The following is a 26,013-nucleotide window of genomic DNA, read 5'->3' as shown; positions in this document are numbered from 1 at the left end:
CTTAGTGATATTGCATAAAGCAGGTTTCAGTCGGTGCGTCGGCGGCGCTGTCAGCCGTGGCTTCAAACTCCGTAACGTTATCCAGTTCACTGCCCATCGAAATATTGGTTACGCGCTCAAGGATAACTTCCACCACTACCGGCACGCGGTATTGCGCCATCAGGGCCTTAGCCTGCTCAAACGCCGGGGCCAGATCCTGCGGATTAAACACACGAATGGCTTTACAGCCTAAACCTTCGGCCACCTTCACGTGGTCAACGCCATAGCCGTTCACTTCGCTGGAGTTGATATTTTCGAACGCCAGCTGGACGCAGTAATCCATATCAAAGGCGCGCTGTGATTGGCGGATAAGGCCCAGATAGGCGTTATTCACCAGCACGTGGATATACGGAATGTTGAACTGCGCGCCGACGGCAAGTTCTTCAATCATGAACTGGAAATCGAAGTCGCCAGAGATCGCCACCACTTCACGTTTAGGATCCGCGATGCAAACGCCGAGGGCCGCCGGAAGCGTCCAGCCTAATGGACCCGCCTGGCCACAGTTGATCCAGTGGCGGTCTTTAAACACATGCAGCATTTGCGCTGCGGCGATTTGCGACAGGCCAATGGTGGTGACGTAGCATACGTCGCGGCTGAAGGCCTTGTTCATCTCTTCGTAGACGCGCTGCGGTTTGACCGGCACGTTGTCAAAGTGCGTTTTGCGCAGCAGGGTGCGTTTACGCTGCTGGCAGTCGGCCACCCATGCGTCGCGACACGGCAACCGCCCGGCTTTTTGCCGCGCTTCCGCCACCTCAACCAGCTGAGTCAGCGCTACTTTCGCATCGGAGACAATGCCTAAGTCCGGGCATAGCACGCGTCCAATCTGCGTCGGCTCGATGTCGATATGGATGATTTTGCGCCCTTCGGTGTATTTCTCTACCGAACCGGTATGGCGATTGGCAAAACGGTTGCCAATGCCCAACACCAGATCGGAGGCCAACAGCGTGGCATTCCCATAGCGGTGCGCCGTTTGCAACCCGACCATTCCGGCCATCAGTTCATGATCGTCTGGAATGCAGCCCCATCCCATCAGGGTTGGGATCACCGGCACCTGCGTCAGCTCGGCAAAACGTTGTAACAGCGCAGCCGCATCAGCATTAATTACCCCGCCCCCAGCGACAATCACCGGATGCTCGGCTTGCATCAGCATGTCGATGGCTCTTTCAATTTGCGTGCGGGAAGCCGCAGGTTTGTAGACCGCTAGCGGTTCGTACATGTCAGGATCAAACTCAATTTCTGCCACCTGCACGTCGTAAGGCAGATCGACCAACACCGGCCCAGGGCGGCCTGAGCGCATCAAGTGAAATGCCTGTTGCAGTACGCGCGGCACCAACGCCGCTTCGCGCACGGTCACAGCCCATTTGCTCACTGGCTTGGCAATGGATTCGATATCCACTGCCTGAAAATCTTCTTTATGCAAGCGGGCACGCGGGGCCTGGCCGGTAATGCACAGAATAGGAATTGAATCTGCCGAAGCTGAATACAGCGCGGTTATCATATCTGTCCCTGCCGGGCCAGACGTCCCCAGACAGACGCCGATATTCCCGGCCGTTGCACGGGTGTAACCCTCCGCCATGTGGGAAGCGCCTTCCACGTGGCGCGCCAGCACGTGACGGATGCCGCCATGTTGACGCATTGCAGAATAAAAAGGATTAATCGCCGCACCCGGCACACCAAATGCGGTGTTCACACCTTCTTTTTCCAGGACATACATTGCCGCATCCACGGCTCGCATTCTTGCCATTTCCGTTCCACCTTAATTTTTGGAAAAATATTCCAACACTGTAAATTCACCAAAAAAACCCGCTCCGTCGAGCGGGATTCGGCGCTTATGCTCTGGCTGTTTTCAGGCCAAGCGCAGTACTGATATCCATAGCCGTCTGATATACCAACTCGCCTTGGCTGGCAAAGCGATCCGGCGTTAAGCGTGAGGCTGGTCCAGAGATAGAGATGGCGGCCACCACGCTGCCTACATCATCGTAAATGGCTGAGGCGATACAGTTCAGCCCAATAACGTGTTCTTCCTGATCGATGCAATAGCCCCGCTGACGCGCGCCCTCCAGGTCTTTTTGCAACACCGGCAGGTCGATCAGGGTCGTCGGCGTAAAGCGCTGCAAACCCGTTTTCAAAATCGCGTCCATCAGCGCCTCTTCACCTATCGGATAGAGTAACGCTTTCCCCGCACCGGATGCGTGAAGCGGCAGACGGCTACCCAGCGGGGCACACATTCTGACCATCGCCTTACACTCCTGCTGCCCTATCAACACAGCTTCGTTACCGTTGCGGATAGCCACATTCACCGTTTCCCCTGACATCAGCATCAGACGGCGCATAAACGGCCCAGCGACCGACAGGACGTCACGGTTGTGGATGTAGGCCGTGCCGACGTTAAACACGCCCAGCCCAATATGCCACCAACCTAACTGATTGTCCTGGTAGACAAAATCTGCGCTTTCCAGCACCTTCAGCAAGCGAAAGGCGGTGGTCAGAGGCAAGTCGAGATTCACCGAAATATCGCTAACCGAAGAACTGCCGCCGCTTTTGGCCAGATACTGCATAATCGCGATGCCTCGCTCCAGGGCCTGCGCCCCTTTTTGCGCGGTCGGTTCTGCCAGGCCTGGCCTGCCGCGCCGTCGTACTTCTGTCATTTTTTCCGTCTTCTCCGCCAGCTTACGTTAAGCATAAGTTCGATATCTTATGCAAGATAACCGGCAGCGTCACGGGATACCTCAACAAATTACCAGCTCGTGCGACGGGACAGAAACCACGTCGCAGTTATCATTTCCACCGCGATCGATGGTCAGAAATTGGGTTTGTTTTTGCCAGGCAAACAGTGGGTGATGCCAGACGTTACGGTGATAATTTACCCCCTGCTGCCCGTTAGTGATAAACGCGCGCAAAGTCGTTAAATCAACGTCATCGCCCCCCAGCGCCACGACAATGACGAAGGGTTCGCCGTGCAGAGGTACAAATGCTTGTGTGCCAAGCGGATGCCGCTCCAGCTCCGTAACGATGATGGGAAGCGCGACAGGCTGCGCCTGATTAATGCTGATCAGCGTCCGGTCCTGCTCAAGGATCTCGACGTGTGCCAGATCGTGAAAGCGCTGCACCTGGCCGTTATTGATAAAGAAAAAATCCTGGCCTTCGGTTTCAATTACGTCACCATACTCCGCAAACTCCGCACGATTCAGCGGCTTTACCTCAAGTTTCATCTTGTTTTCCCTTGTGATCCCGATCCCTTTCGGCCCTGAACTTCTCTCTGTGGCTAATCTAGAACCTTCTCAAATTAACAGCAACCTAAAAGTTGGAATATTTTTCCAAAACAAGATAAAGACCACAATTTACCAATGGTAATTATGAGAAAGTGCTTATAAATCAGCTCACTATTGGAATGTACTATGTTTGATATTGAAACGCTGCGCACCTTTCTGTGCATTGCTGAAACCGGTAGCTTCTCCAGAGCCGCTGAGCGTTTGTGCAAAACAACAGCCACGATCAGCTATCGTATTAAGTTGCTCGAAGAGAACACCGGCGTCGCCCTCTTTTGCCGGACAACACGCAGTGTTTCGCTGACGCCTGCCGGAGATCACCTCCTGGCTCAGGCACGAGAGTGGCTGGGTTGGATAGACGGCATGTCCGGTGAACTCCGGCAAATTAACGACGGCATTGAGCGCCAGGTGAATATCGTGGTCAATAACCTGATGTATAGCCCGCTCGCCGTCTCGCAGCTGTTGGCGTGGCTGGTCGGGCGTTATCCCTTTACCCAGTTTCATTTTTCTCGCCAGATTTACATGGGCGTCTGGGACACGCTGCTGCACGATGATTTTTCACTGGCGATTGGCGTGACCGGCACTGAGGCCCTGTCAGATACCATCGCTATTGAACCCCTCGGCGAGGTTCAGTGGCTGTTTGTGATGTCTCCCACTCACCCACTTAACCAGTCCGAAGCCCCGCTCACTGAGGCCCTGCTCCGCCGCTATCCGGCGGTCAACATTGCCGACAGCGCGCGCCGGTTGACCAAGCGAGTGGCCTGGCGGCTGCCGGGACAAAAAGAAATTTTGGTGCCCGATATCGAGACGAAAGTCGCCGCGCATATTGCCGGTGTGGGGATCGGTTTTTTACCGTTACCGCTTTGCCAGCCGCTGATTGCACAAGGTCAGCTGGTTAGTCGAGCTATTCCTGCCATGAGAGCAGCCTCGCCACTGAGTCTTGCCTGGCATACCGCCCACAGCGGCAAAGTTGTTGAGGATATCGTTGGCCTGTTTCAACAGCGGCGGCCAGAAATCCGCGGGTTTATGACACCTTTTTGCTAAACGAATGGCGAATATCAAGCTATCACCCCTCACGTGGCGTAAAATGCCGGGGTGTATCGCTCCAGAGTCTTTAACCATGCCACATACCACCCGACCCGCAGTAAACTTCCGACAAATTCTCGCAGGCAACACGCCCATCATCGACGTACGCGCCCCGATAGAGTTTCAACAAGGGGCAATGCCAACAGGTATTAACCTCCCGCTGATGAATGACGACGAACGCGCCGCCGTTGGGACTTGCTACAAACGCCACGGGGCGGATGCCGCGCTGAAACTCGGCCACACACTGGTCGCCGGTGAAAAGCGCCAACAACGTTTAGACGCTTGGTTCGACGCGATTCACCGCCACCCGGATGCCCTGCTGTGCTGTGCGCGTGGCGGTCAGCGCTCGCACATTACCCAGCACTGGCTGCACGAGGCCGGAGTGGATCTGCCGCTGATCGCAGGCGGCTATAAATCCTTGCGTCAGACCGCCATCACCGTGACCGCAGAATATGTCGAGCGACCAATGGTGCTGATTGGCGGTTGCACCGGTAACGGAAAAACCCAGCTGGTACAGTCTCAGGCATCAGGTATCGATCTCGAAGGGCTCGCCCATCACCGCGGTTCGTCCTTTGGCCGTACGCTTCAGCCGCAGCTTTCACAGGCAAGTTTTGAAAATGAACTGGCCATAGCGCTGTTGCAAAAAGACGCCGCGCGTTGGGTTATCGAAGATGAAGGTCACATGATTGGGGCTAACCACTTGCCAGAATGCCTGCGTAATAGGATGGCGCAGTCATCCATTGCGGTGGTAGAGGATCCGTTTGAGGTGCGGCTGGAGCGCCTTCGAGATGAGTATTTCACCCGCATGCACCATGATTTTTTGCAAGCGTTCGGCGAAGAGCAAGGCTGGCAGGAATACAGCGACTATCTGCATCAGGGTCTGTTCGCCATCCGCCGCCGTTTAGGATTGCAGCGCTTTGCCGAACTGACGGCAAGCCTCGACGAAGCCTTGCTTCAGCAGCAACGCGGCGCATCCACTGAGGTACATTTCAGCTGGCTTAAACCGTTATTGGTGGAATATTACGATCCAATGTACCGCTATCAGCTCAGTAAAAAAGCGGGAATGATTGTGTTCCGAGGTAGCTATGAGGACGTTGCCGCCTGGCTGGCGGCATAACCCATTTTCCCCGGTGGCACTGCACTTATCGGGCCTACAAAACCAGTAGGCCCGTGTAAGCATAGCGCCGCCAGGCGGAGTTACACGTTGAACTGACGGAACAGCGCTTTGCCTTTCAGCAGCCGCAGTCCTAACCAGCCGCCGCACAGCGAGAGCATTACCCCACCACTTAGCGGCAGCGTGACCCACAGTCGCCAGTCAGGCTCCCATGGGAAATCGAAGACTTTCGTCTGCAACACCGCCAGCGCGGTTTCTGCGCCAATAGCCGCCACCAACCCGGATACCAGCCCCAGTAAGGCAAACTCAGCCCACAACGTGGTGCGTAGCAATGATTTTCCTGCGCCCAGCGTGCGCCAGACCACCAGCTCCTGATGACGTTGTCGCATCCCCACCTGAACCTGCGCTAACAGCAATAGCACGCCACAGGCGGTCACCAGCACCACCATCACTTCCAGCGCCCGGCTGACCTGCTCCAGCACCTGCCCGATCTGCTTGAGAATAGCGCCGATGTCCAACAGACTGACGGTCGGGAATTCGCGATTCAGCTGAGTCAGCAGCGCGTTGCCGTTGTCCCAGCGGAAACTGGTGAGCCAGCTTTGCGGCTGCCCGTCCAGCGCCCCGGTTGGGAAGATAAAGAAGAAGTTTGGCCGCAGGCTTTCCCAGTCCACTTTACGCAGGCTGGTGACTTTCGCGCTGAACGCTTGGGTATCGCCGGTAAAGGTTACGCTGTCGCCGAGCCCAATGTTCAGACGCTTCGCCAGGCCTTCCTCAATCGACACTTCTCCCGCTTTCGGCGGCCAGCTGCCATCGGTTACCGCATTGTGTTCCAGCGGCTGGCTTTGCCAGGTCAGGTTCAGCTCGCGGTTTAGCGCTTCGTCTTTATTGCCGTCCGTCGTCTGACCGTTAATGTCCGTCAGACGCGCACGCACGATCGGGTAGAACGTCGACGGGATCACCTGATGTTCGGCCAGGAAGGCCTTCATCGGCCCGACCTGCTCTGGCGCAATGTTGATCAGGAAGTAGTTCGGGCTTTCAGGCGGAAGCTGCTGCTGCCAGCGGTCAAGTAAATCGCCGCGAAGCACCAGCAGCAATGCCAGCAGCATGAAGGAGAGCGAGAATGCCGCCAGCTGGCTGAGTGTGGACCACGGCTGACGCAGCAAGCGGCTTACCGCCAGACGCAGCGCCAGCGATTTCAGCGTTACGCGTCGGAGTACGTTCAGGAGTACCCAGCCCACCAGCCCGCACAGCACAGCCAGCACGACTGCGCCCGCCAGCACCGACCACAGGAGCATTGATCCGCCCATCAACCAGGCCAGCAACAGCACAATCACTACCGTAATGACCGGAATGTAAAATTTCAGCGGCCAGACGTTCGCCACCGCATCTCGGCGCAATACGCGCAATGGCTGGGTCGCCAGCAGAAGACGCCATGGTCGCATTCCCACCAGCAGTGAAATCACCACCATCGCGCCAATAGCCCACAGCCACGGCCACAGGCTTGCAGGCGGCAACGCGGCAGGCAGCACCGGTTTGAGTAGCACCATCAACACACGTTCAAACAGCAACCCCATCGCGCCGCCGGTGACCAACGACAACAGCAGGAGCATCGCCCACTGACCGAGGATCAGCTTACGCAGCTGCGCCCGCCCTGCCCCCAGGGTTTTAAGCACCGCCACCAGATCGTAACGGCTACGGCAATAATGCCCCATCGCCACCGCAACCGCCGCGACCGCCAGCAGCAGTGTCAGCAGCGCGGACAGCAGTAAAAATTGCTGCGAGCGTTCAAGAGATTTACCGAGTGCGCCCTCATCCTGCTCAAGGCCAATCCAGCGCTGATCAGGCTTCAGTTGCGGTAACAACCATTTCTCGTAGGCTTCAATCTGCTGCGCCGTGCCACCAAATTTGTAACGCCAACTGACACGACTCCCCGGCTGTACAGCCCCGGTTTTTGCCACGTCGGCGATGTTCATCATCAGTCGCGGTGCCATCTGGAACGGGTTGAAGCCGGAATCCGGCTCCTGCAGGATTTCGCCGGCAATACGAAGCGTCGCATCGCCGACGTCGATTGTGTCCCCCGTTTTCAGGTTCAGCAGTGCCATCAACCGGGCGGCTAACAGCACGCTGCCCGCCTGCGGCTTCAGCCCCGGCGGTTGGGTGTCCAGCTGGCCATACATCGGATAAACGTCATCCACCGCTTTCACACTCGCCAATTGCGGGGTATCACCGGCGAAAGTCATGGTGGCAAAACTGAGCTGCTCGCCGACCTTTAGCCTCATTTCGCGGGCTTTATTCAGCCATTCCTCCGGCGCGGCACGCGCACTGCGCAGCGTTCTGTCACCCGCCATAAATTCACGGCTTTGCTGACTCAGCCCTTTGTCCATGCGGTCGCTGATATTACCGAGCGCCAGCACACAGGCCACCGCCAGGCTCAGCGCCAGCCAGACAATCAGCAGTGATGGCGAACGCCATTCGCGCCAAAACCAACGGGCAATCATGATTCCTCCTGCAACTGACCATTCACCAGCCGCAGGCGTCGATCACAGCGCGCCGCCAGCGCCGGATCGTGCGTCACCAGAACCAGCGTGGTGCCATGCTCCTGGTTAAGCGAAAACAGCAAATCGGCAATGCGATCGCCAGTTTGCCGGTCAAGATTGCCCGTGGGTTCATCGGCGAACAGCAAGTCTGGCCGACCGTTAAACGCGCGGGCCAGCGCCACACGCTGTTGTTCGCCACCGGAAAGCTGTGCAGGAAGATGATGCAGACGTTTGCCGAGCCCTAATTGTTCCAGCAGCGACTTCGCGTGGCTGCGCCCCTGACTGTCGGTTTCACCGCGCAGCAGGGCCGGGAGTTCGACGTTTTCCAGCGCGTTGAGCGTCGGGATCAGCATGAAAGATTGAAACACAAAGCCGACATGGCGGGCCCGTAGGCCGGCGCGCGCCTCTTCGTCCATCGCGTGCAGAGGTTGGCCAATCAACTTCACTTCCCCGCTGCTACCATCGTCCAGCCCGGCGAGGATCGCCAGCAGCGTCGACTTGCCGGAACCGGATTCCCCCACTAACGCAATGCTCTGGCCTCGTTTGACAACCAGCTCAACTCCGGTGAGGATGGATAGCTCCTGCTCCCCCTGACCGACGGATTTCTTAAGATGATGAACTTCAAGTATGTTTTCCGCTGGCATGTGCCGTTCCTGTTTCTTTTGCTGTTAACCTGCCGCGCCGCATTTGCCGACACGCTGTTAATTCTGGGTGACAGTCTGAGCGCCGGGTATCGCATGGCGGCAACGGCCGCATGGCCCGCGCTCCTTAATGAAAAGTGGCAGCCGAAGACCGAGGTTGTCAACGCCAGTATTAGCGGTGATACATCGCAGCAGGGGCTGGCGCGCCTGCCAGCGCTGCTCAAGCAGCACCAGCCGCGCTGGGTGTTAGTCGAACTGGGCGGTAACGATGGCCTTCGCGGGTTTCAGCCTCAACAAACCGAGCAAACCTTGCGAACGGTTATCAGACAAATTAAAGCTGCCAACGCCGAACCGCTTTTGATGCAAATTCGTCTGCCTGCGAACTATGGCCGTCGGTATAATGAGGCCTTTAGCGCGATGTATCCGCAGCTTGCCAAAGAGTTCGATATTCCTCTGCTGCCATTTTTCATGGAAGAGGTCTATCTGAAACCGCAATGGATGCAGGATGATGGTATTCACCCCAATCGTGACGCGCAGCCGTTTATAGCGGACTGGATGGCGACACGCCTGGCTCCCTTAGTTAAACACGACTCCTGAATATCAGGGGTTGTCTTCAGGTAAAGTTATGCAAAAAACGGTCTTAATAACAGGATGTTCCAGCGGTATTGGGCTGGAAAGTGCGCTTGAGCTGAAACGCCAGGGCTTTCGCGTACTGGCCGCTTGCCGCAAGCCAGAAGACGTGGCCCGCATGTCAGATCAGGGGCTGACGGGAATTATTCTTGATTTGGATTCGCCTGACAGCGTGGATCGCGCCGCCGACGAAATTCTCACTCTTACTGAAAACCGCCTGTACGGCATTTTTAATAACGCCGGTTTTGGCGTATATGGTCCACTGAATACCCTGAGCCGCACGCAGTTGGAGCAGCAATTTTCCACTAACGTCTTCGGGGCGCATCAGCTGACTATGCGCCTGCTGCCGGCTATGGTGCCGCACGGCGAAGGCCGGATTGTGATGACATCTTCAGTCATGGGCCTGATTTCCACGCCGGGCCGTGGGGCGTATGCCGCCAGTAAATATGCACTGGAAGCCTGGTCCGACGCGCTGCGTATGGAACTGCGCCACAGCGGAATTAAAGTCTGCCTGATTGAGCCCGGCCCGATCCGCACCCGCTTCACGGAAAACGTCAACCAGACCCAGGCCGACAAACCCGTCGAAAATCCAGGTATCGCCGCCCGTTTTACTCTCGGGCCGGAGGCGGTGGTGGCAAAAGTGCGCCATGCTTTCACCAGCGAAAAGCCGAAAATACGCTATCCGGTGACGCTGGTGACCCACGCGGTGATGCTGCTCAAGCGTCTGTTGCCGGGCCGAATGATGGACAAAATTTTGCAGGGTTGAGTTGAAGCATCGTCCTCCGCCCCCATCTCAATGAGATATCGACTCATATCGAATAAAGAGAATGCCTTATGTCTGCACAGTATATCGTTAACATTACCGAAGCTAACCTGCACCAGACCCTGGAGCAGTCCGCCACTCTTCCGGTGTTGTTCTACTTCTGGTCACCGCGTAGCCAGCACTGCGAGCAGTTAACCCCGCTACTGGAAAGCCTCGCTAACCAATACAACGGTCAGTTCATTCTGGCGAAACTCGACTGCGACGCCGAGCAGATGATTGCCTCTCAGTTTGGCCTGCGCGCTATTCCGACCGTGTATCTGTTCCAGAACGGTCAGCCGGTCGACGGTTTCCAGGGCCCACAGCCGGAAGACGTTATTCGTACGCTGCTCGATAAATTCCTGCCGCGTGAAGAAGAGCTGAAAGCCCAGCAGGCAATGCTGCTGATGCAGGAAGGTAATCACGCCGATGCGCTGCCGCTGCTGAAAGACGCGTGGCAGTTGTCGAATCAGGACAGCCAGATAGGCCTTTTGCTGGCGGAAACACAGATTGCCCTTAACCGTTCGGAAGAGGCAGCAGCGACGCTGAAAACCGTGCCAATGCAGGATCAGGACACCCGTTATCAGGGCCTGGTGGCGCAGATTGAGCTGCTGAAACAGGCGGCTGATACCCCGGAAATCCAGCAGCTGCAACAGCAGGTGGCGGAATATCCAGAAGATGCGGCTCTCGCGTCGCAGCTGGCGCTGCAGCTGCATCAGGTTGGGCGCAATGAAGAAGCGCTGGAACTGCTGTTCAGCCATTTGAGGAAAGACCTGGGCGCGGCGGATGGTCAGGCGCGCAAAATGCTGCAGGAAATTCTCGCGGCACTCGGCACCGGCGATGCATTGGCCTCGAAATACCGCCGTCTGCTGTACTCCCTGCTCTACTAATTACGTAGCCTGCTGGCGCTTCGCATAGCAAGCCAGTGACCGTGTCTTGACGACAAAAGCCGGAAGCTCATTCCGGCTTTTTTATTTGCTTCACCACCAGCTGATGCCGCGAATTATAGAACTTCCGATAGGTCAGGTAGCAGGTAATAATAGTCGACAGACTGGCGGTCGAAAGCAGCATAAACGTGACAATAACCTAATACTTAATCGCTTTTACCGGGTCGGCAGCGGCGAAAATCAAGCCTGACATCATGCCAGGTAGACTCACCTGCCCGACGGTTTTGGCCGAATCTACAGTCGGAATTAGTGAGGCGCGAATGCTTTCGCGGGTCAGGCGCTCTGACGCCACTTTCGGCGTGGCACCGAGGATCAATTTTTCCTGAATTTGCTGCTGTTCACTGCTAAAACGCTGCCCGAGGTTGTTGTAGCACAGTCCTACAGCACACAAACCCGCTGCTCTTTGACGTAGCGGTGAATACTCTCGTTCACAGTCTGCTTATTATGCTCATCCAGCAATAATACTTTCGGTAAAAATTGCAGATTGCGAATCAGCGCAATTCTCTGCATTTCCCACGGCCAGACGGCCCGGTAATCAGCGTAAATTGTCCTTCATTCAACGTCAGATTGATATTGTGCAAAAGCGGCGTGCCGCCTGGCTGATATCCCAGCGGATTAACCTGCAATAATTCCTTCATTTTTTTCCCGTTTTACGCGCCTGTTCCTCGTTATTGTATGCACCCGGCCTTCGCGCTGAGAAGGATAAAAGTTATACTTTCAGGTATCGGGCTGACGAAGGTAGTCGGCTATCAGGCAAAAACAGGAGGTTTTAAATGCTCGTCTTTATTCCCGTACTGATCTTCGTCGCGCTGGTGATTGTGGGCGCAGGCGTCAAGATCGTTCCTCAGGGTTATCAATGGACGGTCGAGCGTTTTGGCCGTTATACCAACACCCTTAATCCTGGCTTGAGTCTGGTGGTGCCATTCATGGACCGGATTGGCCGCAAAATCAATATGATGGAACAGGTTCTGGACATTCCATCCCAGGAAGTCATCTCCAAGGATAACGCCAACGTTTCCATTGATGCGGTGTGTTTTATTCAGGTGATTGATGCCCCGAAAGCGGCGTATGAAGTCAGCAACCTGGAACTGGCGATCATCAACCTGACGATGACCAACATCCGTACCGTACTGGGCTCGATGGAGCTCGACGAAATGCTCTCCCAGCGTGACAACATCAACACCCGCCTGCTGCATATCGTGGATGAAGCCACCAATCCGTGGGGCATTAAAATCACCCGTATCGAAATTCGCGACGTTCGTCCACCGGCTGAACTTATCGACGCCATGAATGCGCAGATGAAAGCCGAACGAACCAAGCGAGCTTACATCCTGGAGGCTGAAGGGATCCGCCAGGCGCAGATCGTCAAAGCCGAAGGTGAGAAGCAGTCGAAAATTCTCAAAGCGGAAGGTGAGCGTCAGTCTACGTTCCTGCAGGCAGAAGCGCGTGAACGTTCAGCCGAAGCGGAAGCCCGCGCGACGCAAATGGTATCCGAAGCGATTGCCGCCGGGGATATCCAGGCCGTGAACTACTTCATCGCGCAGAAATACACCGATGCGTTACAGCAGATTGGCTCAGCGAATAACAGCAAAGTGGTGATGATGCCGCTGGATGCCAGCAGCCTGATGGGTTCGATTGCTGGGATTGCTGAACTGGTGAAAGACAGCGCTGGTGAGCGGAAAAAACCATGATTGATGCCCTTCTCGTCCACCCGCACATTTTCTGGCTGAGCCTCGGCGGCGTGCTGCTGGCGGCAGAAATGCTAGGCGGGAATGGCTATCTTCTGTGGAGCGGCGTAGCGGCGATTGTCACCGGCCTGCTGGTGTGGCTGCTGCCGTTTGGCTGGGAGTGGCAAGGGGTGGTGTTTGCGGTACTGACGCTGCTCGCCGCCTGGCTATGGTGGCGTTGGCTGTCGAATCGTGTTCGCCAACAGCCGCGCGCAGATAGCCAGCTCAATCAGCGCGGTCAGCAACTGGTCGGTAAAATCTTCACGCTGGATACGACACTCATCAACGGGCGTGGTCACATGCGCGTTGGCGACAGTTCATGGCCGGTTCTTGCCGAAGACGATCTTCCGGCAGGGACCCGTGTAGAAGTGTTCGCAGTGGAAGGCATTACCTTAAAGGTGCGCCCACACTAGTTACTTTTGCGATGACAGCAGCCGGACAGATTATCAATAATCGGGCAGTCGGCGCTGTCATCTCCAGGACAGGCATCCGCCAGCGCCAGAAGTTGTTCACGCATGCTCTGCAATTCCGTGATGTGCCTTTCTATGTCAGCCACTTTTTGCAACGTACGCGCCTTCACATCAGCACTGTGACGCCCAGGATCGTTGAACAGATTCACCAGCTCGCCACACTCTTCCAGATTGAACCCCACCTGGCGTGCCTGACGCAGTAGCGTCAACTCTTCCAGATGTTTTTGCGTGTAGCTGCGGTAGCCGTTATCGCTGCGCAATGGCGGTGTGACCAACCCCTTCTCTTCGTAAAAACGAATCGCTTTGCTGGTTAAACCGGTTCTTTTCGCTACGTCGCTGATATTCACGCTCGCCTCCACTTATAGGTTGTGGGAATCACTTAACTGCGCCAGAAGGTCCGCGACAAGAGGATTAACACCGGATAAATCTCCAGACGACCCAGTAGCATTGCCCCGCACAACAAATATTTTGCCGCGTCGTTGAGCGTACCGAAGCCCGTCGCAGTCGCGCCAAATCCTAAGCCCATATTATTAATGCAGGCGGCAACGGAGGCAAACGATGTAAGCAAATCGTACCCCAGCAGATTCAACGCCCAGATGAATGAACAGGTGCAGAAAATGTACAAAAAGAAGAAACTCCAGACCGATCGCATCACCCTGTCATTAATCACCGTGTTGCCCACACGCACGCTCATAATCGCGCGTGGATGCGCCAGTTGGTGCACTTCGTGGCGGCTCTGGCGGAACAGGATCAGGAATCGCAGCGCCTTAATCCCGCCGCAGGTTGACCCCACGCAGCCGCCGAAGAAACTCGCAGACAACAGCAAAACGACCACGTGCGTGGGCCATGAGGCGTAATCCGCCGTGGCCAGCCCGTTATCGGTAATCATCGAGCTGACAAGGAAGAAGGAGTGCACGAACGACGCAGGCAGGGCGTACATGCCAGCCCGCCAGACTTCGAAGGTGATTATCGCGACCACCAGCATCACCACACAAAGGAAAAAGCGCAGCTCGCTGTTGCGACGGAAAGGCTTAAGACTGCGGCGCGAAAGTGCGACGAAATAGAGCGTAAAGTTCACCGCCGACAGCAGCGAAAACCCGCCCGCCACCAATTCGATGGCGTAGCTGTTGTAGTAGCCAATACTCTCGCTTTGGGTGGAAAAACCACCCAGTGAAACGGTCGATAAACCATGGCACAGCGCGTCGAAAAACGGCATTCCGGCAAGGTAAAACGCCAGTGTGCAGGTCATGCCCAGCAGCATGTAGGTAAACCACAGGCTTTTCGAGGTGTCCGCCAGACGCGGCGTCAGGCGCTCTTCTTTAAACGGCCCCGGCATTTCTGACTGATACAGCTTCATGCCCCCGATACCCAGCAGCGGCAGCACCGCAACTGCCAGGACGATAACGCCTAACCCGCCAATAAAGTTCAGCTGTGAGCGGTAATAGAGAATCGATCGAGGCAGATGCGTCACGTCGCTGAAAATAGACGCGCCAGTGGTGGTTATCCCGGACACGCCCTCAAACATCGCGTCGGCCAGGGAGACATTCAGCGAGTCATCCAGCCACAGCGGCATGGCGCTTATCAACGAAAACAGTAGCCAGAACAGGACGATGATGATAAATCCGTCCCGGGTTTCGAGCTGAATTTTCGACTGGCGCGTTAACCCCCAGCCAATTAGCCCGGCGGGAAAGAAAATGGCAAACGTCGACAAGAACGCAAACAGGCTGCGCTCCTTATCCACCAACGCCAGCAGCATAGGCGGAAGCATCGTCAGGCTATACAGCACAACGAGGAATGCGCAGAGATGGATAACCACTTTAATGCGTGTCGAAATATACATACCAGCGAGATGACTTCGATTGATCTATTTGTCGGCAGTATAAGTGATTTGCACAGCAGCATTTTGTTTTACTGGGGTAAATCAGAGATACCCTGCGATTTGGCAGGAGATCAGTCCCCTTTCTGCGCGTTCTCGAGCTGTGCATAACGGGTAACCAGCTGTTTCAGGCGCTGCTCGGTTTGCAGTTTCTGCTCGCCAGAAATGCGCTGCGAATTATCCTGCGCCGCCATTTGTCGCAACAATTCCTCTGTCGGTACCGAGCGATTAAAAGCCTGGGTTGCAGCAAACACCTGCGACTTCAGCTCGCTGACGGTGAGGTATTTTCCCTTTTGCCCATCGAGCGCATTCAACTGGTCAGCTAGCCGTTGCAGCGTCACCATACCGTCATGCCAGCCATTAAGCGTCTCGTCCGTCATCCGGTTCAACGCCATTTTTTGCTGCCACAGATCACGCATAACGACTACCTGTGGCTTTTCCGGCCACAGGGTTTGCGCCTGATCCAGCAGCGCATTGCCCTGCCGTTGCGCCCATAGCGGCGACAATGATGCAAGCGCATCCAGCCGGGAGGCGGCTTGTTTCAGCCACCCATCAGCATTCAACTTGCCTATGCCGCCTTCGCGTAGCCGCTCGATTTCGGCATTGCTTAACGGTTGTGGCAATGGCGCGACCGATGCGCTCAGTGCCTGAGCGGGGGCATCGACCTGCGACAAGGCATTCCAGCCCCACAGCGCCACAGCTCCCACCAGCAATGCTGAACACGCACCAGCGGCGAACGCAGGCCAACGAGGCTGCGCAGGCAATACCGGGGAATGTTCGTGTACCACGTCGAGTGTCACTTCTGGTTCGGTCCGGATCACGTACACCAGACGGTTGTCCGTTACTCGCTCGCTCTCGACAACGGATTCCGGTAATGCCTGAACCGGCAATGTAATCACCGGGGCTAGCGGTTCCTGAGGGGCGCTGTTTTCAAGCCGGGTCACCGCACTGGATATCTGGACCAACAGCGGAGAGAGTTGGCAGACCTGCTTCAGTCCCTGACGCGTCAGGATATCCTCCAGCGCACGAAGCTGCTTTTCCGCTTCATACAACGCAGGCTGGTCTTCGTGGGTTAGCGTAAAAGTGCGGAACACTTTCTGTAAACGTTGGCTAAGTCCGCTGAGAATTTCCACTCTGGAAGCGGTTTGCAGCGGCCAGACTTGCGCCCACTGATGCGCCAGTAGCGCGTTAAGGATTGCCGCGCCTTCATTCAACCCGTTGATTCGTGCTAAATGACTGCGGGCCAGGGTGTACCAGGCAGCGGTTTGCAGCTCAACGCCATTTTGTTCAAACAGCGAAAGGGAAAGGCTTTCGACCCGCGCCCAGTTCACGTCCGGGCGAGCCGGGTGCGTCAGTTTGTTCATCTCGTCACGCAGGGTGGTGAAGTCCGCAAGGGCCCGCGGATCGCCGCCGGTTCTTACCGGACGAGGTTTTGCGTCGTACATAGTGATTTAATCCCTAAATGGCATGTTATCAGGCCAGAAGCCCGGTAATCATTTCGAAGAATGCATCCTCACTGAACGCTCTTCTGCGCGCACCGGGGATGGCTGCCGGGCTACAGGTCCAGTTGATGCTTTCGCTGCATCGCATAAATAAGCGGTACTGTGGAGTAACACGCCCTTCGATCCAGAGGCTGACTTCAACGCAGCCGGTAACGCCCTGTCCGTACAAATATACCGGCGTGAATTTTATCTCCCGGTTGTCGTAGTGCAGTTTCAGCGCCGTTACGCTGAACGTTTTGCGCCCTGCCAGCAAATCGCTGAGCACGACATCGTAGGATTCAATACAGATCCCGGTACCCGCGAGCCACGCGTCCATCATTTCTTGAAGCTCGTCCATCCGCAGACGCAGCTCTGCGATATCGGCTTCACTTTTGCTGTCAAAATCGCGACGGCCAGGCTGCTGGTCCTGAAGTTTTTTAAGAAATTGCGCTTTGGCTGACATGCTTTCCCTGCCATTGAATGCCCAAATAAGGCTTACTTAGATTCGGGCTTTATTATCAAAATAGTTCTGCTGCTTAAGGTGACGAATCAACACCCGGCCTTCGGGCATAAACTCGGTGCCATAGCGCACCAGGCCAACACCTTTGAGTTCGGCATCAATCGCATAGCGCAACTCGCCGGGGATCGTCTGGTCTTGCATCACCACGTTGATGCTGTTCAACCGCGGCTCGTATTTGAGCAGCACTGCAGACAGCGTGTTCATTAGCTGATGCGCGGTACCCGGCAGGCCTTGCAGAATAGTCGTCATGTCCGGCAGGCCGTAATCCGGAATGTGCGCCAGCGTCCCGGCGCGACAATTCAGGATCCGCTGCATGTTGTCCAGCACCGACAAAATCACCTGGTTCTGTTCGCTGACCTGATGGAGATCGAGGCCGCCGGTGAAATTGCCATACAGGAGTTCGTAGAGCGACGGAGTTAAGTGGCTGTCAGGCATTAGTCATCCTTAACGGGTAACAGGATTAACGTTTGCTGGTTAAGCTCCATGTGTCGGGCATCATCAGGATCCAAATCCTCACGGCTCATGACCACACGCCAGGTATTTTTCTCCTGATCCGGCTCGAGAAACATGGCTGCGACTGCGACGAACTGGGCACTCTCTTCCATCGGCATATCCACGCTCACCGCTTCGCCAGGACGAACGCGCAGGTCCTTTTCAGCGACCAGGTCGGACTTTATCGCCTCGCTGTCGGAGGCGAATAAAGAGGGATAGTCGCTGCTGTCAAACGCCTTGCGGTCCTTTAGCTGGTAGATGCGGACCACGGTTGCCAGCGCGTTGCCATGGGCATTGTTGTTGATGGCATCACGGGCGCGAATATCGAGGTGCAGCGTTTTTATCTGCTTATAAAAAATAGATTTTGTCATCGCCACGGTGCCGTCGCTGACTTTCTGGGTTAACCCGCAACCGCTCAGTAATAAGCACCCCAGCACCATGGTGGAAATCCCTTTATTCATGATAATTGCCTTCATCATCTGCTTCCCTTCTGTGGGGCTGTTCCAGCAAGCGCTGGTAACGTCCCAGATTAATTGTAATGGTGTTCTGCCCGGCCTCCGGGGGTGTTTGAGCCTGTCTCCGCATCACTGCGGTTCTTCCCAACAGCACGCCATTCCCCCCGGTTTTACAGGACAGTGCCGCATCCGGGAGCAGCTCGCGCGCCAGTGTCAGTGTGATGCGCAAATCAAGCCGGGCACCAAGATAAACCTGCAGCAGCGCGAGAAAATCACGATGCAGTGCGCCATCCGGCAGCCAGGAGATCGCTTCATCGGGATTATCCGTGCTGAGCCGCAGGTGCGCCTGATGGTTCACATCAATTGCATGGCTGCCCATCACCGGGCGATTGGCGAGCGATACCGGACGGCTGGCGCTCATGCGCAACGTGGAATTTAGCGCCACACGGGCAGGATCGTGCGGCACGATGTCCGCCAAGGTGTCGGGTGCCAGTAATTGCACGATAGCCACTACCCCCTCGCGGGTTCGAGTAGGCAGGCGCATCAAACCCGGCAGCGCCAGAAACCGTGAAATAGGTGTAGCAATATTCTCCGCGCACCCTTTTATTCCCAGCCCTGCCAGGCTCAACAGGTACTGGGACGTCTTATCTGTCCCGCCCGGCTGAAATGACGCTGGCCACGAGTATTTGCGCCAGATTCGGTAATACTGGGTGATCAAGCGGTGGTTAAAAATATCCAGAAAATCGCTGACTGCTTCGTGGCCTTCACGACGCTGGGTAATGTCATCAATACAGGCCGTAGGCAGTGGAGATTCCACGCCATATAGCCCCATAAAGGTGACCAGGGCACTGGCGGTTTTTTCAGGTTCATCCGGAATATCCAGACGTTTAAACTCTCCGGAGGGAAACCCCATTCCGGGATGCGGGCGAAAACGAATGGGATCATTACTCATTTGCCAGGTGCTGCCGAGTGCTGGCGCATCAGGCTGGCTTTGCTCAAGCAACTGGCAAAAACGGTAAAAATTGGTCCGGCTGATATCGCCCTGCAACTGCGCCGTTAGCCGGGCAGTCGCTGATTGTGATTCTCTTTCCATCTGATGCATTTATTTTCCGGCTGAACGATAAGAGTGAGCTGATTGAACAAGTGAATATCGCTGTAGAGCGCAAGAAAACGATTGAGCATTTCCCCAAAAAGGTAGATGTCGCCTTCGCCGCTAAAGCCATTACTATCGAGGGTCACCTCGATATCGACCCCTCTGAGCAGATGGCCTTTTTCGAAGCGTTGAACCAGATGATGCCGGACGTCGAGAATGGCATCCAGCCGACGCAGATTCATCTCATCGTGATGCCAGTTGTAAAGCTCAAGCGTGCTGCGCAACACCTCTGCGCTGCTCATTATATTGAGGAAGCTGGAACCCAAATGGCTCAGGACGCGCCAGTGGAAGCTGTCCTCCGCAGGCGGATAGGCGGGCAGCGTCGGCTTACACAGGTTTCTGACATTGAGGCGGGTTTGCGTCACCTGCTCGCAGCGGTCCAACAGCGTACTGGTCAGTGCCTTACGCGGCAGTTGGCCGTTGGTGCCTGTTACTTTCAGCGACAGCGTTTCACCGCTAATTATCCGATCGGCTTCCCACAGATCGCCCCCCAGGATCAGCCACGTATCATGCAGCCCGCCCGGACCTCGACGCACACGGGTGTGGTAATAGCGCGATGGTGCTTCACGGCGCATCATGCCGCCACGGTGACGGAAACTGGTAAACGGCACATATTGCGCATCGCTGGTACGCTTCGACCCCAGGACAGAGTCCACGGAGTAGATTTCCGTATGCCCATCCTGCAAGCGCCGTGGGCGCAGCATATATTCGCTTTCGAGCCCATTGACTCGCAGCGGATCGGCCTGAAGCGTGAACAGGTTAATCACTGGGACACAATGCAGATGCAGTGCGTCTTCCATCACCGGTAACTCGCTGTTCCACTGGGTACTGAACACCACTTCGATATCAAAATACGTGATGCCCGCAGGAAACGTAATGTCCTCTAGGCCATGCAGGTGCACAAAGCGGAATTTGTCGCGGAAGGTAAAGTATTCCAGCAGCAGTTGATAACCGCTAAACGCGCTTTCGCCTTTCGGCCAGAGACGGTCTTCCTCACGAAAACCACCGGGTGAGAACCCGCCGTCAATCGCAATTCTGTCGGTCTGACCGGGCATACGCAAATACAGCCCCGCCTGCCGACGGGTCAACGCCAGATGCAGGGCGTTACTGACCGGTGGTTCAGCCGCAAGGTAAAACGCCAGACGGCGTAAATCGCACTGCTTCCAGTCGGCCTGTGGGTTACAGCCAAGCCGCAGGCGCAGCAGTGACCTTCCATCTGGCTCGGTCTCCATCGACACACGCGTCAGCTTCAGCGGATTAAGTGGCATATCGCGTGTGGTCCGATACTGGCAAACGGTCTGTCTGGCACCCACCGGGCGCGAATAAACCTCCAGCCCCGCGTCTACGGTCTCGCCGATCTTCATCGCCGCGATATCAGGATCCAGTGACACCACGGACATTGACGGGATCGTTTTGAGATAGTGTGGCCAGAGCTGGCTCACCAGCCCTTCCGTCAATTCCGGCAGGTCATCATCAATTTTCTCGCGCAGGCGGCCCATCGAAAAAGCGAAGCCTTCGAACAGGCGCTCCACGTATGGATCGGGCGTTCCCGCTTTATCCAGATCGAGCAATGCTGCCCGATCGGGATGCGCGCGGGAAAACTCTTTTGCGGCATCACGTAAATAACGCATTTCTGCGTCGAAATAACGCAGGGTTAAATCGTCCATCAAATAGCCCTAATGAAGATAAGTAAATGGGGTAGCTCGAAGATTAACCACACAGCACCGCGGCGCGAACGGGGTCGAGCAAAATCAGTCCGGACAACAGGGCGTCCATGGCGGGAGTGAGGCGCAGTCTGTCGCTGTCACTGCGGTTGGCTTTCATGCGTAGCAGACGCAGGGAACGGGCTTTAACTTCAAATAACAGTTCTGGCTCCCAGTCGCTTAACGTCAAGGAAGTGGCCTGGAGATCCAGATCGCTGAGGAGATGCGTCGCCAGTTCGTTTTTGCCATATTGTTCGGCGAGGCGGGCCATCAGCAAGCGCAATAGCCAGCGGTTGCGGGACGTGTCGCCACCAGGGCGGGTATTCAGCCAGCCGAGTGCCGCATCAATGCCATCTTTATCCGCTATGGCGACCGCCTCTGTCTCCAGCAGCAGGATGTCATCCTGTGCAGATGCCGTCGCACTTTCCGTTTCATGACCCCAGCCGTCGACGCTGTCGAGCACGTGCTGATTAATCCAGATAAGCGTCACCTCATCGGCAAAAGCAGTGCCGTCGCTGTAGGCCAGCCCTTCCAGGCCAGGTATGCGATTGAGGAAACAACGCAGATCGTTGCGCACGATATCTGCCCAGCTTTCCCAAGGAGCACCCGCCTTCAGCAAGGCCTGATGCAGATACCACTGCAAATCGAGCCACAGGTGATTCACGCTTTGGGCAAACATACGATCGACCTGCTCTATCAACTCAACCCAACTTTGCTGCAAATACAATCGCTTAAGCTGCGCGCGATAGTCCACTTTCGGCGGCGTCAGGCGCGTGGAACGTCCTGCATCCAGCCCGGGCAACTGATGCAATGTATCCCAGCGAATGCTTTTCATCAGGCGATGGCCAGAGAGCCAGCCATCAGGTTGATCGCGCAAATAATTCGCCAGCAGTTTTGCCTGGTCGATTAATTCACGCCCGGAATGAATAACAGAGTTAGTCGAGGTAAAAGTGGATGAGTTTTGTGTTGGCGGTTCTTCTCCGCTGCTGCTGGCTTGCGGCACAATCGTATCCACGCCACCCGATTGAGCCAACCGGTTTTCCAGCGCACCGTACAGCGCACCCAGTTCAGGCTGTGCATCAGGGGCCCAGCTATCGGTCACCTGCGCAATAACCGCCAGCGCTCCCACCGCTTGCTGAAAATCGCGCGCGTTAACTTCAGGGTATAACGACAGTGTATCGAGTACTTTATTGCCCGCCAGCCATTCCAGAGCGGCTTTACGTGGACGCTCGCGGCAAGGATGAACCTGATTGTTATAGCGTTCCAACAAGGCAGCAAGTAACGTCAGGCCCTGTGCCAGGCCGGATTCACCTTCCTGCTGAAGACGCGCCCAAACGTAGAACGCCACCACGCGAATATCTTTACTGCCGTGGATCAACAGCTTTTCAGCCAAGGTGCCGATAAGCTCGGTATTAAAGCCTGAGAGCTTATTAACCTCTTCACGGATCAGCTGAAAATCGTCGTCATAGCTGATGTCTTCCCCGGCAGGGAGGTCAGTACTAATGGGTGCCAGCCAGTTATCCCAAAGGCTCAGCGATGCACGGGTGTGTTCCATCATCGCCTGCGGTTCTTGCGAACAGGCGCTAAAAAGCGTACTCAGAGTTGCCATGAAAATTCCTGTGGCGTGAATAAGTTAGTTGAGGTCAGTATCCGACAGCCGGGCTGTCGCATCCGGTGCAATCGTGGCGCTACCGGAGGTGATGAAAATCGAATCGGGTAAAACAAAATGACGCAGTTTCAGCAGTGCCAGCGGCCCTTCTGCAGCTTCAGTGCGCAGCACATAATTGAGGGAATGCCCATCTTTCGCTTTCCAGGTCAGTTGCCAGCTGCTGTTCAGCCCCTGATAAGGTGCAATTTCTGCCGTATCCAGCAGGCGGATCCAGCCCCAGGCACCGGGAATATCCGCCAACTGACGGGTCCCTGCCTGCGTGCTTATCCAGCTCAGGTTGGCACCAGGTGCCTCAGTATCCGCAGGCCATGTGAAGCGCTTCCACACCGGCAGCTGGTTAACGTAGGTCAGTTTCTGGCTGTCGATAATCATGTCAGTCTGCATCACGCCGGCGGCGGTCCCCGGACGCAGCTCAAAGTTCATGCCGGCGTTGCCTTCGGTGAAGGCCACATCCGAGATATGGCTCAGAGTGTTGATGGCATTGAGGAAGACCGGGTTAAAGGTCAGTCCTTGCGAATTGATGCTGTCCGGCATCCAGTGATTGCCTTCACGGTGCAGCACACCTTTGAGACGGGTCTGCAGAAACTGCGCGATACGTCCGGAATCCGCATTAAGATATTTGGCCAGCAGCGGCAGGGACACATCACTGCTGCTGTTGCTGAACGGATAGCGCCCGCCAAACGCACTGTTCCACTCGCTGACTACCGCCTGCTGCCACTGCGTATTAAGACTATCGGCCGCCGGCGTCAGCACCTGCTGCCAGGCCTGCTCCATCGGATTCACAAAGACTGTCTGACCAAAGCCACTCCACTCCTGGCCGAGACCGGCGGCAATCAGGCTGCCATAGTCGCGGGTTTCGGTCAGGTCAACGGCCTTCCCCTGGAATACCGTCTGGGCAAGGGTCTGGGTCATGGCCTGTGGGTCAGCCGCGTTAGTCACTTGCTGCAGACGCAGGCGCACCTGCGTGACACGGGTCAGGAAGGACTGCAGGCTTTGCGCGTCGGTTCCGCTGCGACTCTTGTCCATCAGCGCCAGGAGCGGGCCAAAGGTTGCATCCAGTGGCCCGTGAATGCCAGCACTCTGGTCAATCGCATCCTTGTCGTCACCACCCAGCAGATTCTTCGCCGACTTCACCAGTGAATCAGAAATCGCTTCGCCTGTCTGTCCGGTGCGCCCCTGCGCGTTCAGGGTGTTCATAAGGGCCACCAGAGGTGACTGGCGTATGTCAGCCATCAGGGTCAACTGGTCAATCGAGTCGGACAGTGTGGCCGCCTGCTCCCAGCGCAGGCTGTTGAGGAATTCCAGCCAGGCCCCGCCAAAGTCCGCAAAGTAGCGGTCCGTCAGACGCTTATTCAGCGCTTCCGGGGAGGCTTGATCCTGTGAGGCCGCCTGGCGTTTGCTGTCCGTCAGCACCCAGTCGAGTTCGTCCCGGCGCGCCTTCACCACTTTCCCGATGGCAGGCTGCACCGCCTGCTCCCAGGCCTGACGGGTGAACATCCCCGGCACCACCTCATCAGTACTGAACAGGCGCGCCGCATCCGTATCGCCGGTCATGTCATCCAGGCGCATATCGACATACAGGTGTGCGACCTGTGAGAGCATCTTCTGGTACAGAGTGGACTCGCTGTTGCGCACGCCCATCAGGCGAACCAGCAGCGAACGTGCCTGGCTAACCATGCTCTCATCTGCGGGCAGACGCCACTGTGGATGGGCTGGCAACTGCGCACCGTAAAACGCAAGCAGTGACGGGCCCACGCCCTGCCAGATGCCGTCTTTTACGCCATTACGCTTTGGCCAGTCATGCAATAATGCAGTACTGAACCAAGCTGCATCCATATGTTTCGGGCGAGCCAGCATCAGGTAGAGCCTGAGCTGGTCATAGGTGATTTTGGCCATCTGCTCACGCAGCGGGCTGCCCGGCGGCAGCGCGTTAAAGGCACTAACCTGCTTTTGAAGATGGTCTGCGGCCGCATCCCGCAACAGCGGCAGCGCGCTGGCCTGGTAACGTGGCCAGAGGGCAGTCAGAAGCGCGTTATTCTGACTCAGCCCGGCCTGTTCATACCAGGGCACACCATACTCTGAACGGTACTGCAGACGGGCCAGGGTTTTCTGCAGTTCCGACAGCGCGTGCAGGCGCTGTTCCAGCGGCTGGTGTGTCTGCCCGGCCAGAGTCGCCTGTGCACTGGCGCTGTCAATCTGGCTGCGGTTACTGACATAGGCAATCCCCATCCAGGCCGCCCAGCCCACCATCGCCAGTGCGACAACGGCAACCATTACCTTACGCCACGGAATACCCAGTTTGCGCGGCCGCAGTGCGGCTGGCAGCGTACGAACAGAATCAGGCAGGACATCCCAGCGCTTATCCATCCCCCAGTGATGCTTCACGGCGCGCTCAGCACCGGCAGACGGCTGGCTGAACACCACCCCGGCCAGCGGCAGCGGGCGGTACGGATTGAGCATCACCGACAGCGGTACAGTCATGCTGTCGGGTTCGCGGACCAACTGGTCTGCCAGGGCCAGCAGGAAGTTGTGCTTCACGTCTCCGCAGGTCTGCTGCAGACCCTGAACAGTTAGTTCTGGCGTCAGGGCGGCGAGCTGCTCTGCGAGCCCCTCCGCCCGACACCCTGCAGGCAGCAGACAACCGGTCGCCTGCACAATGCGTCCTTCCGGTTGACCGGCGCGCGGATGCAGGGACCAGACATACAGAGGGAGTGTCCAGCCCAGCACATCCATACGGTCGCTGATGGCATGGGAAAGGGAATCCATGGTGCTTTCAGAGGGAACCGATAGCGGGCGTTCCAGCCCGGGAGCAGGGAGCTGGTCAAAGACGGACGTCACCCACACCAGGCCGTCCACCGGACGACGGCGTAGTTTACGCAGCGCGGTCAACCAGGCATTGTCTGCCGGCGTATTGAGGTCCCCGCCCCACAACAGCAATGTGCCACGGTCCTCTTGCCAGAGCTGAGCCGTAAGCCCTGGGGTCAGCTGTTCCACTTCCGCTACGGTGCCGGTTATCAGTAGGATGCGGACTTTGCGGCCCCACAAAAAACCATATGTAGATCTGAGTAGCTGACGTAAATCCCCGAGTGGCGTAAAGCCTGAGGAAGCAACCTTTTCATTGACAGGTGGATTATCTTTACGAGTATTAATATTCGTAGGGCTATAAATACACTGGATTTTCCTCAGATTTCTCTGCACCCAGAATGGTGAAGCAATGACACACAGCAATAATACTGAAAATAAGCACCCCCATATAAACCAAGCTTTGCGTACTGCGAGGCTTTGTTGAATAAATCGAACTTTTGCTGAGTTAAAGGATCAGATCACGCATCATCCGGCAACACGGGTCGTCCCATGGCAAAACAGAAGTTTAAAGTCACTAACTGGCGCAATTACAACAAAGCC

23 protein-coding genes and 3 pseudogenes are annotated in these 26,013 nt (G+C 56.2%); 8 read left to right on the top strand and 18 right to left on the bottom strand.

Going from position 1 to position 26,013, the window contains the following annotated elements; all coding sequences use genetic code 11:
- Position 1 precedes the first annotated feature (1 nt).
- From gcl to allA, 3 genes are all read right to left on the bottom strand, one after another.
- Positions 2-1,783 carry a glyoxylate carboligase gene (gcl, locus tag MUU46_RS16065; protein ID WP_258966039.1) on the bottom strand — a complete coding sequence of 594 codons (1,782 nt, stop codon included), beginning with the start codon at positions 1,781-1,783 and terminating at the stop codon, positions 2-4.
- Positions 1,784-1,868: 85 nt separating this feature from the next.
- Positions 1,869-2,687: an HTH-type transcriptional repressor AllR gene (allR, locus tag MUU46_RS16060; protein ID WP_159752561.1), complete on the bottom strand. Its 819-nt coding sequence runs from the start codon at positions 2,685-2,687 to the stop codon at positions 1,869-1,871.
- A gap of 81 nt (positions 2,688-2,768) precedes the next feature.
- Complete coding sequence (gene allA / locus MUU46_RS16055) at positions 2,769-3,251, bottom strand: ureidoglycolate lyase (RefSeq protein WP_258966038.1); 483 nt, start codon at positions 3,249-3,251, stop codon at positions 2,769-2,771.
- 186 nt (positions 3,252-3,437) lie between these two features.
- Between allA and allS the strand changes: the two genes are divergently transcribed.
- Complete coding sequence (gene allS, locus MUU46_RS16050; RefSeq protein WP_258966037.1) at positions 3,438-4,352, top strand: HTH-type transcriptional activator AllS; 915 nt, start codon at positions 3,438-3,440, stop codon at positions 4,350-4,352.
- Between the two features lie 76 nt (positions 4,353-4,428).
- Positions 4,429-5,511 (top strand): tRNA 2-selenouridine(34) synthase MnmH, encoded by a 1,083-nt coding sequence (gene mnmH / locus MUU46_RS16045; RefSeq protein ID WP_258966036.1) that lies wholly within the window; start codon positions 4,429-4,431, stop codon positions 5,509-5,511.
- A gap of 80 nt (positions 5,512-5,591) precedes the next feature.
- Here the strand turns inward: mnmH and ybbP are convergent, their stop codons facing one another.
- Positions 5,592-8,006, bottom strand: a complete 2,415-nt coding sequence (gene ybbP, locus MUU46_RS16040; RefSeq protein ID WP_258966035.1) for a putative ABC transporter permease subunit YbbP — start codon at positions 8,004-8,006, stop codon at positions 5,592-5,594.
- Positions 8,003-8,689, bottom strand: coding sequence for a putative ABC transporter ATP-binding protein YbbA (gene ybbA, locus MUU46_RS16035; RefSeq protein WP_258966034.1), 687 nt, complete (start codon positions 8,687-8,689; stop codon positions 8,003-8,005). Before ybbA ends, ybbP begins: the two co-directional genes overlap by 4 nt.
- Here ybbA and tesA point away from each other — a divergent pair.
- The 3 genes from tesA (at position 8,660) to MUU46_RS16020 (ending at position 11,005) form a co-directional block, all read left to right on the top strand.
- Positions 8,660-9,283, top strand: a complete 624-nt coding sequence (gene tesA / locus MUU46_RS16030) for a multifunctional acyl-CoA thioesterase I/protease I/lysophospholipase L1 (protein WP_509908883.1) — start codon at positions 8,660-8,662, stop codon at positions 9,281-9,283. The two genes, ybbA and tesA, sit on opposite strands and share 30 nt — an antisense overlap.
- Before the next feature lie 28 nt (positions 9,284-9,311).
- Positions 9,312-10,082: an SDR family oxidoreductase gene (locus MUU46_RS16025; RefSeq protein ID WP_159752547.1), complete on the top strand. Its 771-nt coding sequence runs from the start codon at positions 9,312-9,314 to the stop codon at positions 10,080-10,082.
- A 68-nt stretch (positions 10,083-10,150) separates the two neighbouring features.
- Complete coding sequence (locus MUU46_RS16020) at positions 10,151-11,005, top strand: co-chaperone YbbN (protein ID WP_159752545.1); 855 nt, start codon at positions 10,151-10,153, stop codon at positions 11,003-11,005.
- Positions 11,006-11,072: 67 nt separating this feature from the next.
- On the opposite strand, the pseudogene MUU46_RS16015 reads toward MUU46_RS16020, so the two are convergent.
- The 3 genes and pseudogenes from MUU46_RS16015 to MUU46_RS22990 all read right to left on the bottom strand — a co-directional run.
- Positions 11,073-11,453, bottom strand: a pseudogene (locus tag MUU46_RS16015) (ABC transporter permease); the annotation flags it as partial.
- A pseudogene (locus MUU46_RS22995) lies at positions 11,444-11,575 on the bottom strand (iron efflux ABC transporter ATP-binding subunit FetA); the annotation flags it as partial. The pseudogenes MUU46_RS22995 and MUU46_RS16015, both read right to left, overlap by 10 nt.
- Positions 11,554-11,700: an ATP-binding cassette domain-containing protein gene (locus tag MUU46_RS22990; protein WP_159752543.1), complete on the bottom strand. Its 147-nt coding sequence runs from the start codon at positions 11,698-11,700 to the stop codon at positions 11,554-11,556. The pseudogene MUU46_RS22995 and the gene MUU46_RS22990, both read right to left, overlap by 22 nt.
- Before the next feature lie 135 nt (positions 11,701-11,835).
- On the opposite strand from MUU46_RS22990, the gene MUU46_RS16005 reads away from it, so the two are divergent.
- Together MUU46_RS16005 and MUU46_RS16000 are read left to right on the top strand one after the other, a co-directional pair.
- Entirely contained in the window at positions 11,836-12,753 is a 918-nt protein-coding gene (locus MUU46_RS16005) for an SPFH domain-containing protein (RefSeq protein WP_125353500.1), read from the top strand.
- Entirely contained in the window at positions 12,750-13,202 is a 453-nt protein-coding gene (locus MUU46_RS16000) for an NfeD family protein (protein WP_110511296.1), read from the top strand. Before MUU46_RS16005 ends, MUU46_RS16000 begins: the two co-directional genes overlap by 4 nt.
- Here MUU46_RS16000 and cueR read toward each other — a convergent pair.
- The 10 genes from cueR to MUU46_RS15950 form a co-directional block, all read right to left on the bottom strand.
- Positions 13,199-13,606, bottom strand: coding sequence for a Cu(I)-responsive transcriptional regulator (cueR, locus tag MUU46_RS15995; protein WP_159752541.1), 408 nt, complete (start codon positions 13,604-13,606; stop codon positions 13,199-13,201). The two genes, MUU46_RS16000 and cueR, sit on opposite strands and share 4 nt — an antisense overlap.
- A gap of 32 nt (positions 13,607-13,638) precedes the next feature.
- Positions 13,639-15,099, bottom strand: coding sequence for a TrkH family potassium uptake protein (locus tag MUU46_RS15990; RefSeq protein WP_258966033.1), 1,461 nt, complete (start codon positions 15,097-15,099; stop codon positions 13,639-13,641).
- Between the two features lie 110 nt (positions 15,100-15,209).
- Positions 15,210-16,580 carry a VasL domain-containing protein gene (locus MUU46_RS15985; protein WP_258966032.1) on the bottom strand — a complete coding sequence of 457 codons (1,371 nt, stop codon included), beginning with the start codon at positions 16,578-16,580 and terminating at the stop codon, positions 15,210-15,212.
- Between the two features lie 28 nt (positions 16,581-16,608).
- Entirely contained in the window at positions 16,609-17,079 is a 471-nt protein-coding gene (locus MUU46_RS15980; protein ID WP_258966031.1) for a hypothetical protein, read from the bottom strand.
- A 36-nt stretch (positions 17,080-17,115) separates the two neighbouring features.
- Positions 17,116-17,571 (bottom strand): type VI secretion system baseplate subunit TssE, encoded by a 456-nt coding sequence (tssE, locus tag MUU46_RS15975; protein ID WP_258966030.1) that lies wholly within the window; start codon positions 17,569-17,571, stop codon positions 17,116-17,118.
- The gene (gene tssJ, locus MUU46_RS15970) at positions 17,571-18,104 is read right to left on the bottom strand and encodes a type VI secretion system lipoprotein TssJ (protein WP_374685018.1); all 534 of its coding nucleotides are present in this window, start codon (positions 18,102-18,104) and stop codon (positions 17,571-17,573) included. Before tssJ ends, tssE begins: the two co-directional genes overlap by 1 nt.
- On the bottom strand, positions 18,082-19,185 hold the full coding sequence (tssG, locus tag MUU46_RS15965) for a type VI secretion system baseplate subunit TssG (protein WP_258966028.1): 1,104 nt from the start codon (positions 19,183-19,185) through the stop codon (positions 18,082-18,084). The genes tssJ and tssG overlap by 23 nt, the downstream gene beginning before the upstream one ends.
- Positions 19,140-20,903, bottom strand: a complete 1,764-nt coding sequence (gene tssF / locus MUU46_RS15960) for a type VI secretion system baseplate subunit TssF (protein ID WP_258966027.1) — start codon at positions 20,901-20,903, stop codon at positions 19,140-19,142. The genes tssG and tssF overlap by 46 nt, the downstream gene beginning before the upstream one ends.
- Positions 20,904-20,946: 43 nt before the next feature.
- On the bottom strand, positions 20,947-22,548 hold the full coding sequence (gene tssA, locus MUU46_RS15955; protein ID WP_258966026.1) for a type VI secretion system protein TssA: 1,602 nt from the start codon (positions 22,546-22,548) through the stop codon (positions 20,947-20,949).
- A 24-nt stretch (positions 22,549-22,572) separates the two neighbouring features.
- Positions 22,573-25,899 carry an ImcF-related family protein gene (locus MUU46_RS15950; RefSeq protein WP_374685017.1) on the bottom strand — a complete coding sequence of 1,109 codons (3,327 nt, stop codon included), beginning with the start codon at positions 25,897-25,899 and terminating at the stop codon, positions 22,573-22,575.
- Between MUU46_RS15950 and MUU46_RS23115 the strand changes: the two are divergent.
- Positions 25,898-26,013, top strand: a pseudogene (locus MUU46_RS23115) (hypothetical protein); the annotation flags it as partial. The gene MUU46_RS15950 and the pseudogene MUU46_RS23115 overlap by 2 nt on opposite strands.

Source organism: Scandinavium tedordense (genome assembly GCF_024764965.1).
Lineage (GTDB): Bacteria > Pseudomonadota > Gammaproteobacteria > Enterobacterales > Enterobacteriaceae > Scandinavium > Scandinavium tedordense.
The sequence above is the reverse complement of the archived record's forward strand: the minus strand, read 5'-3'. Positions and strand labels throughout refer to the sequence as shown.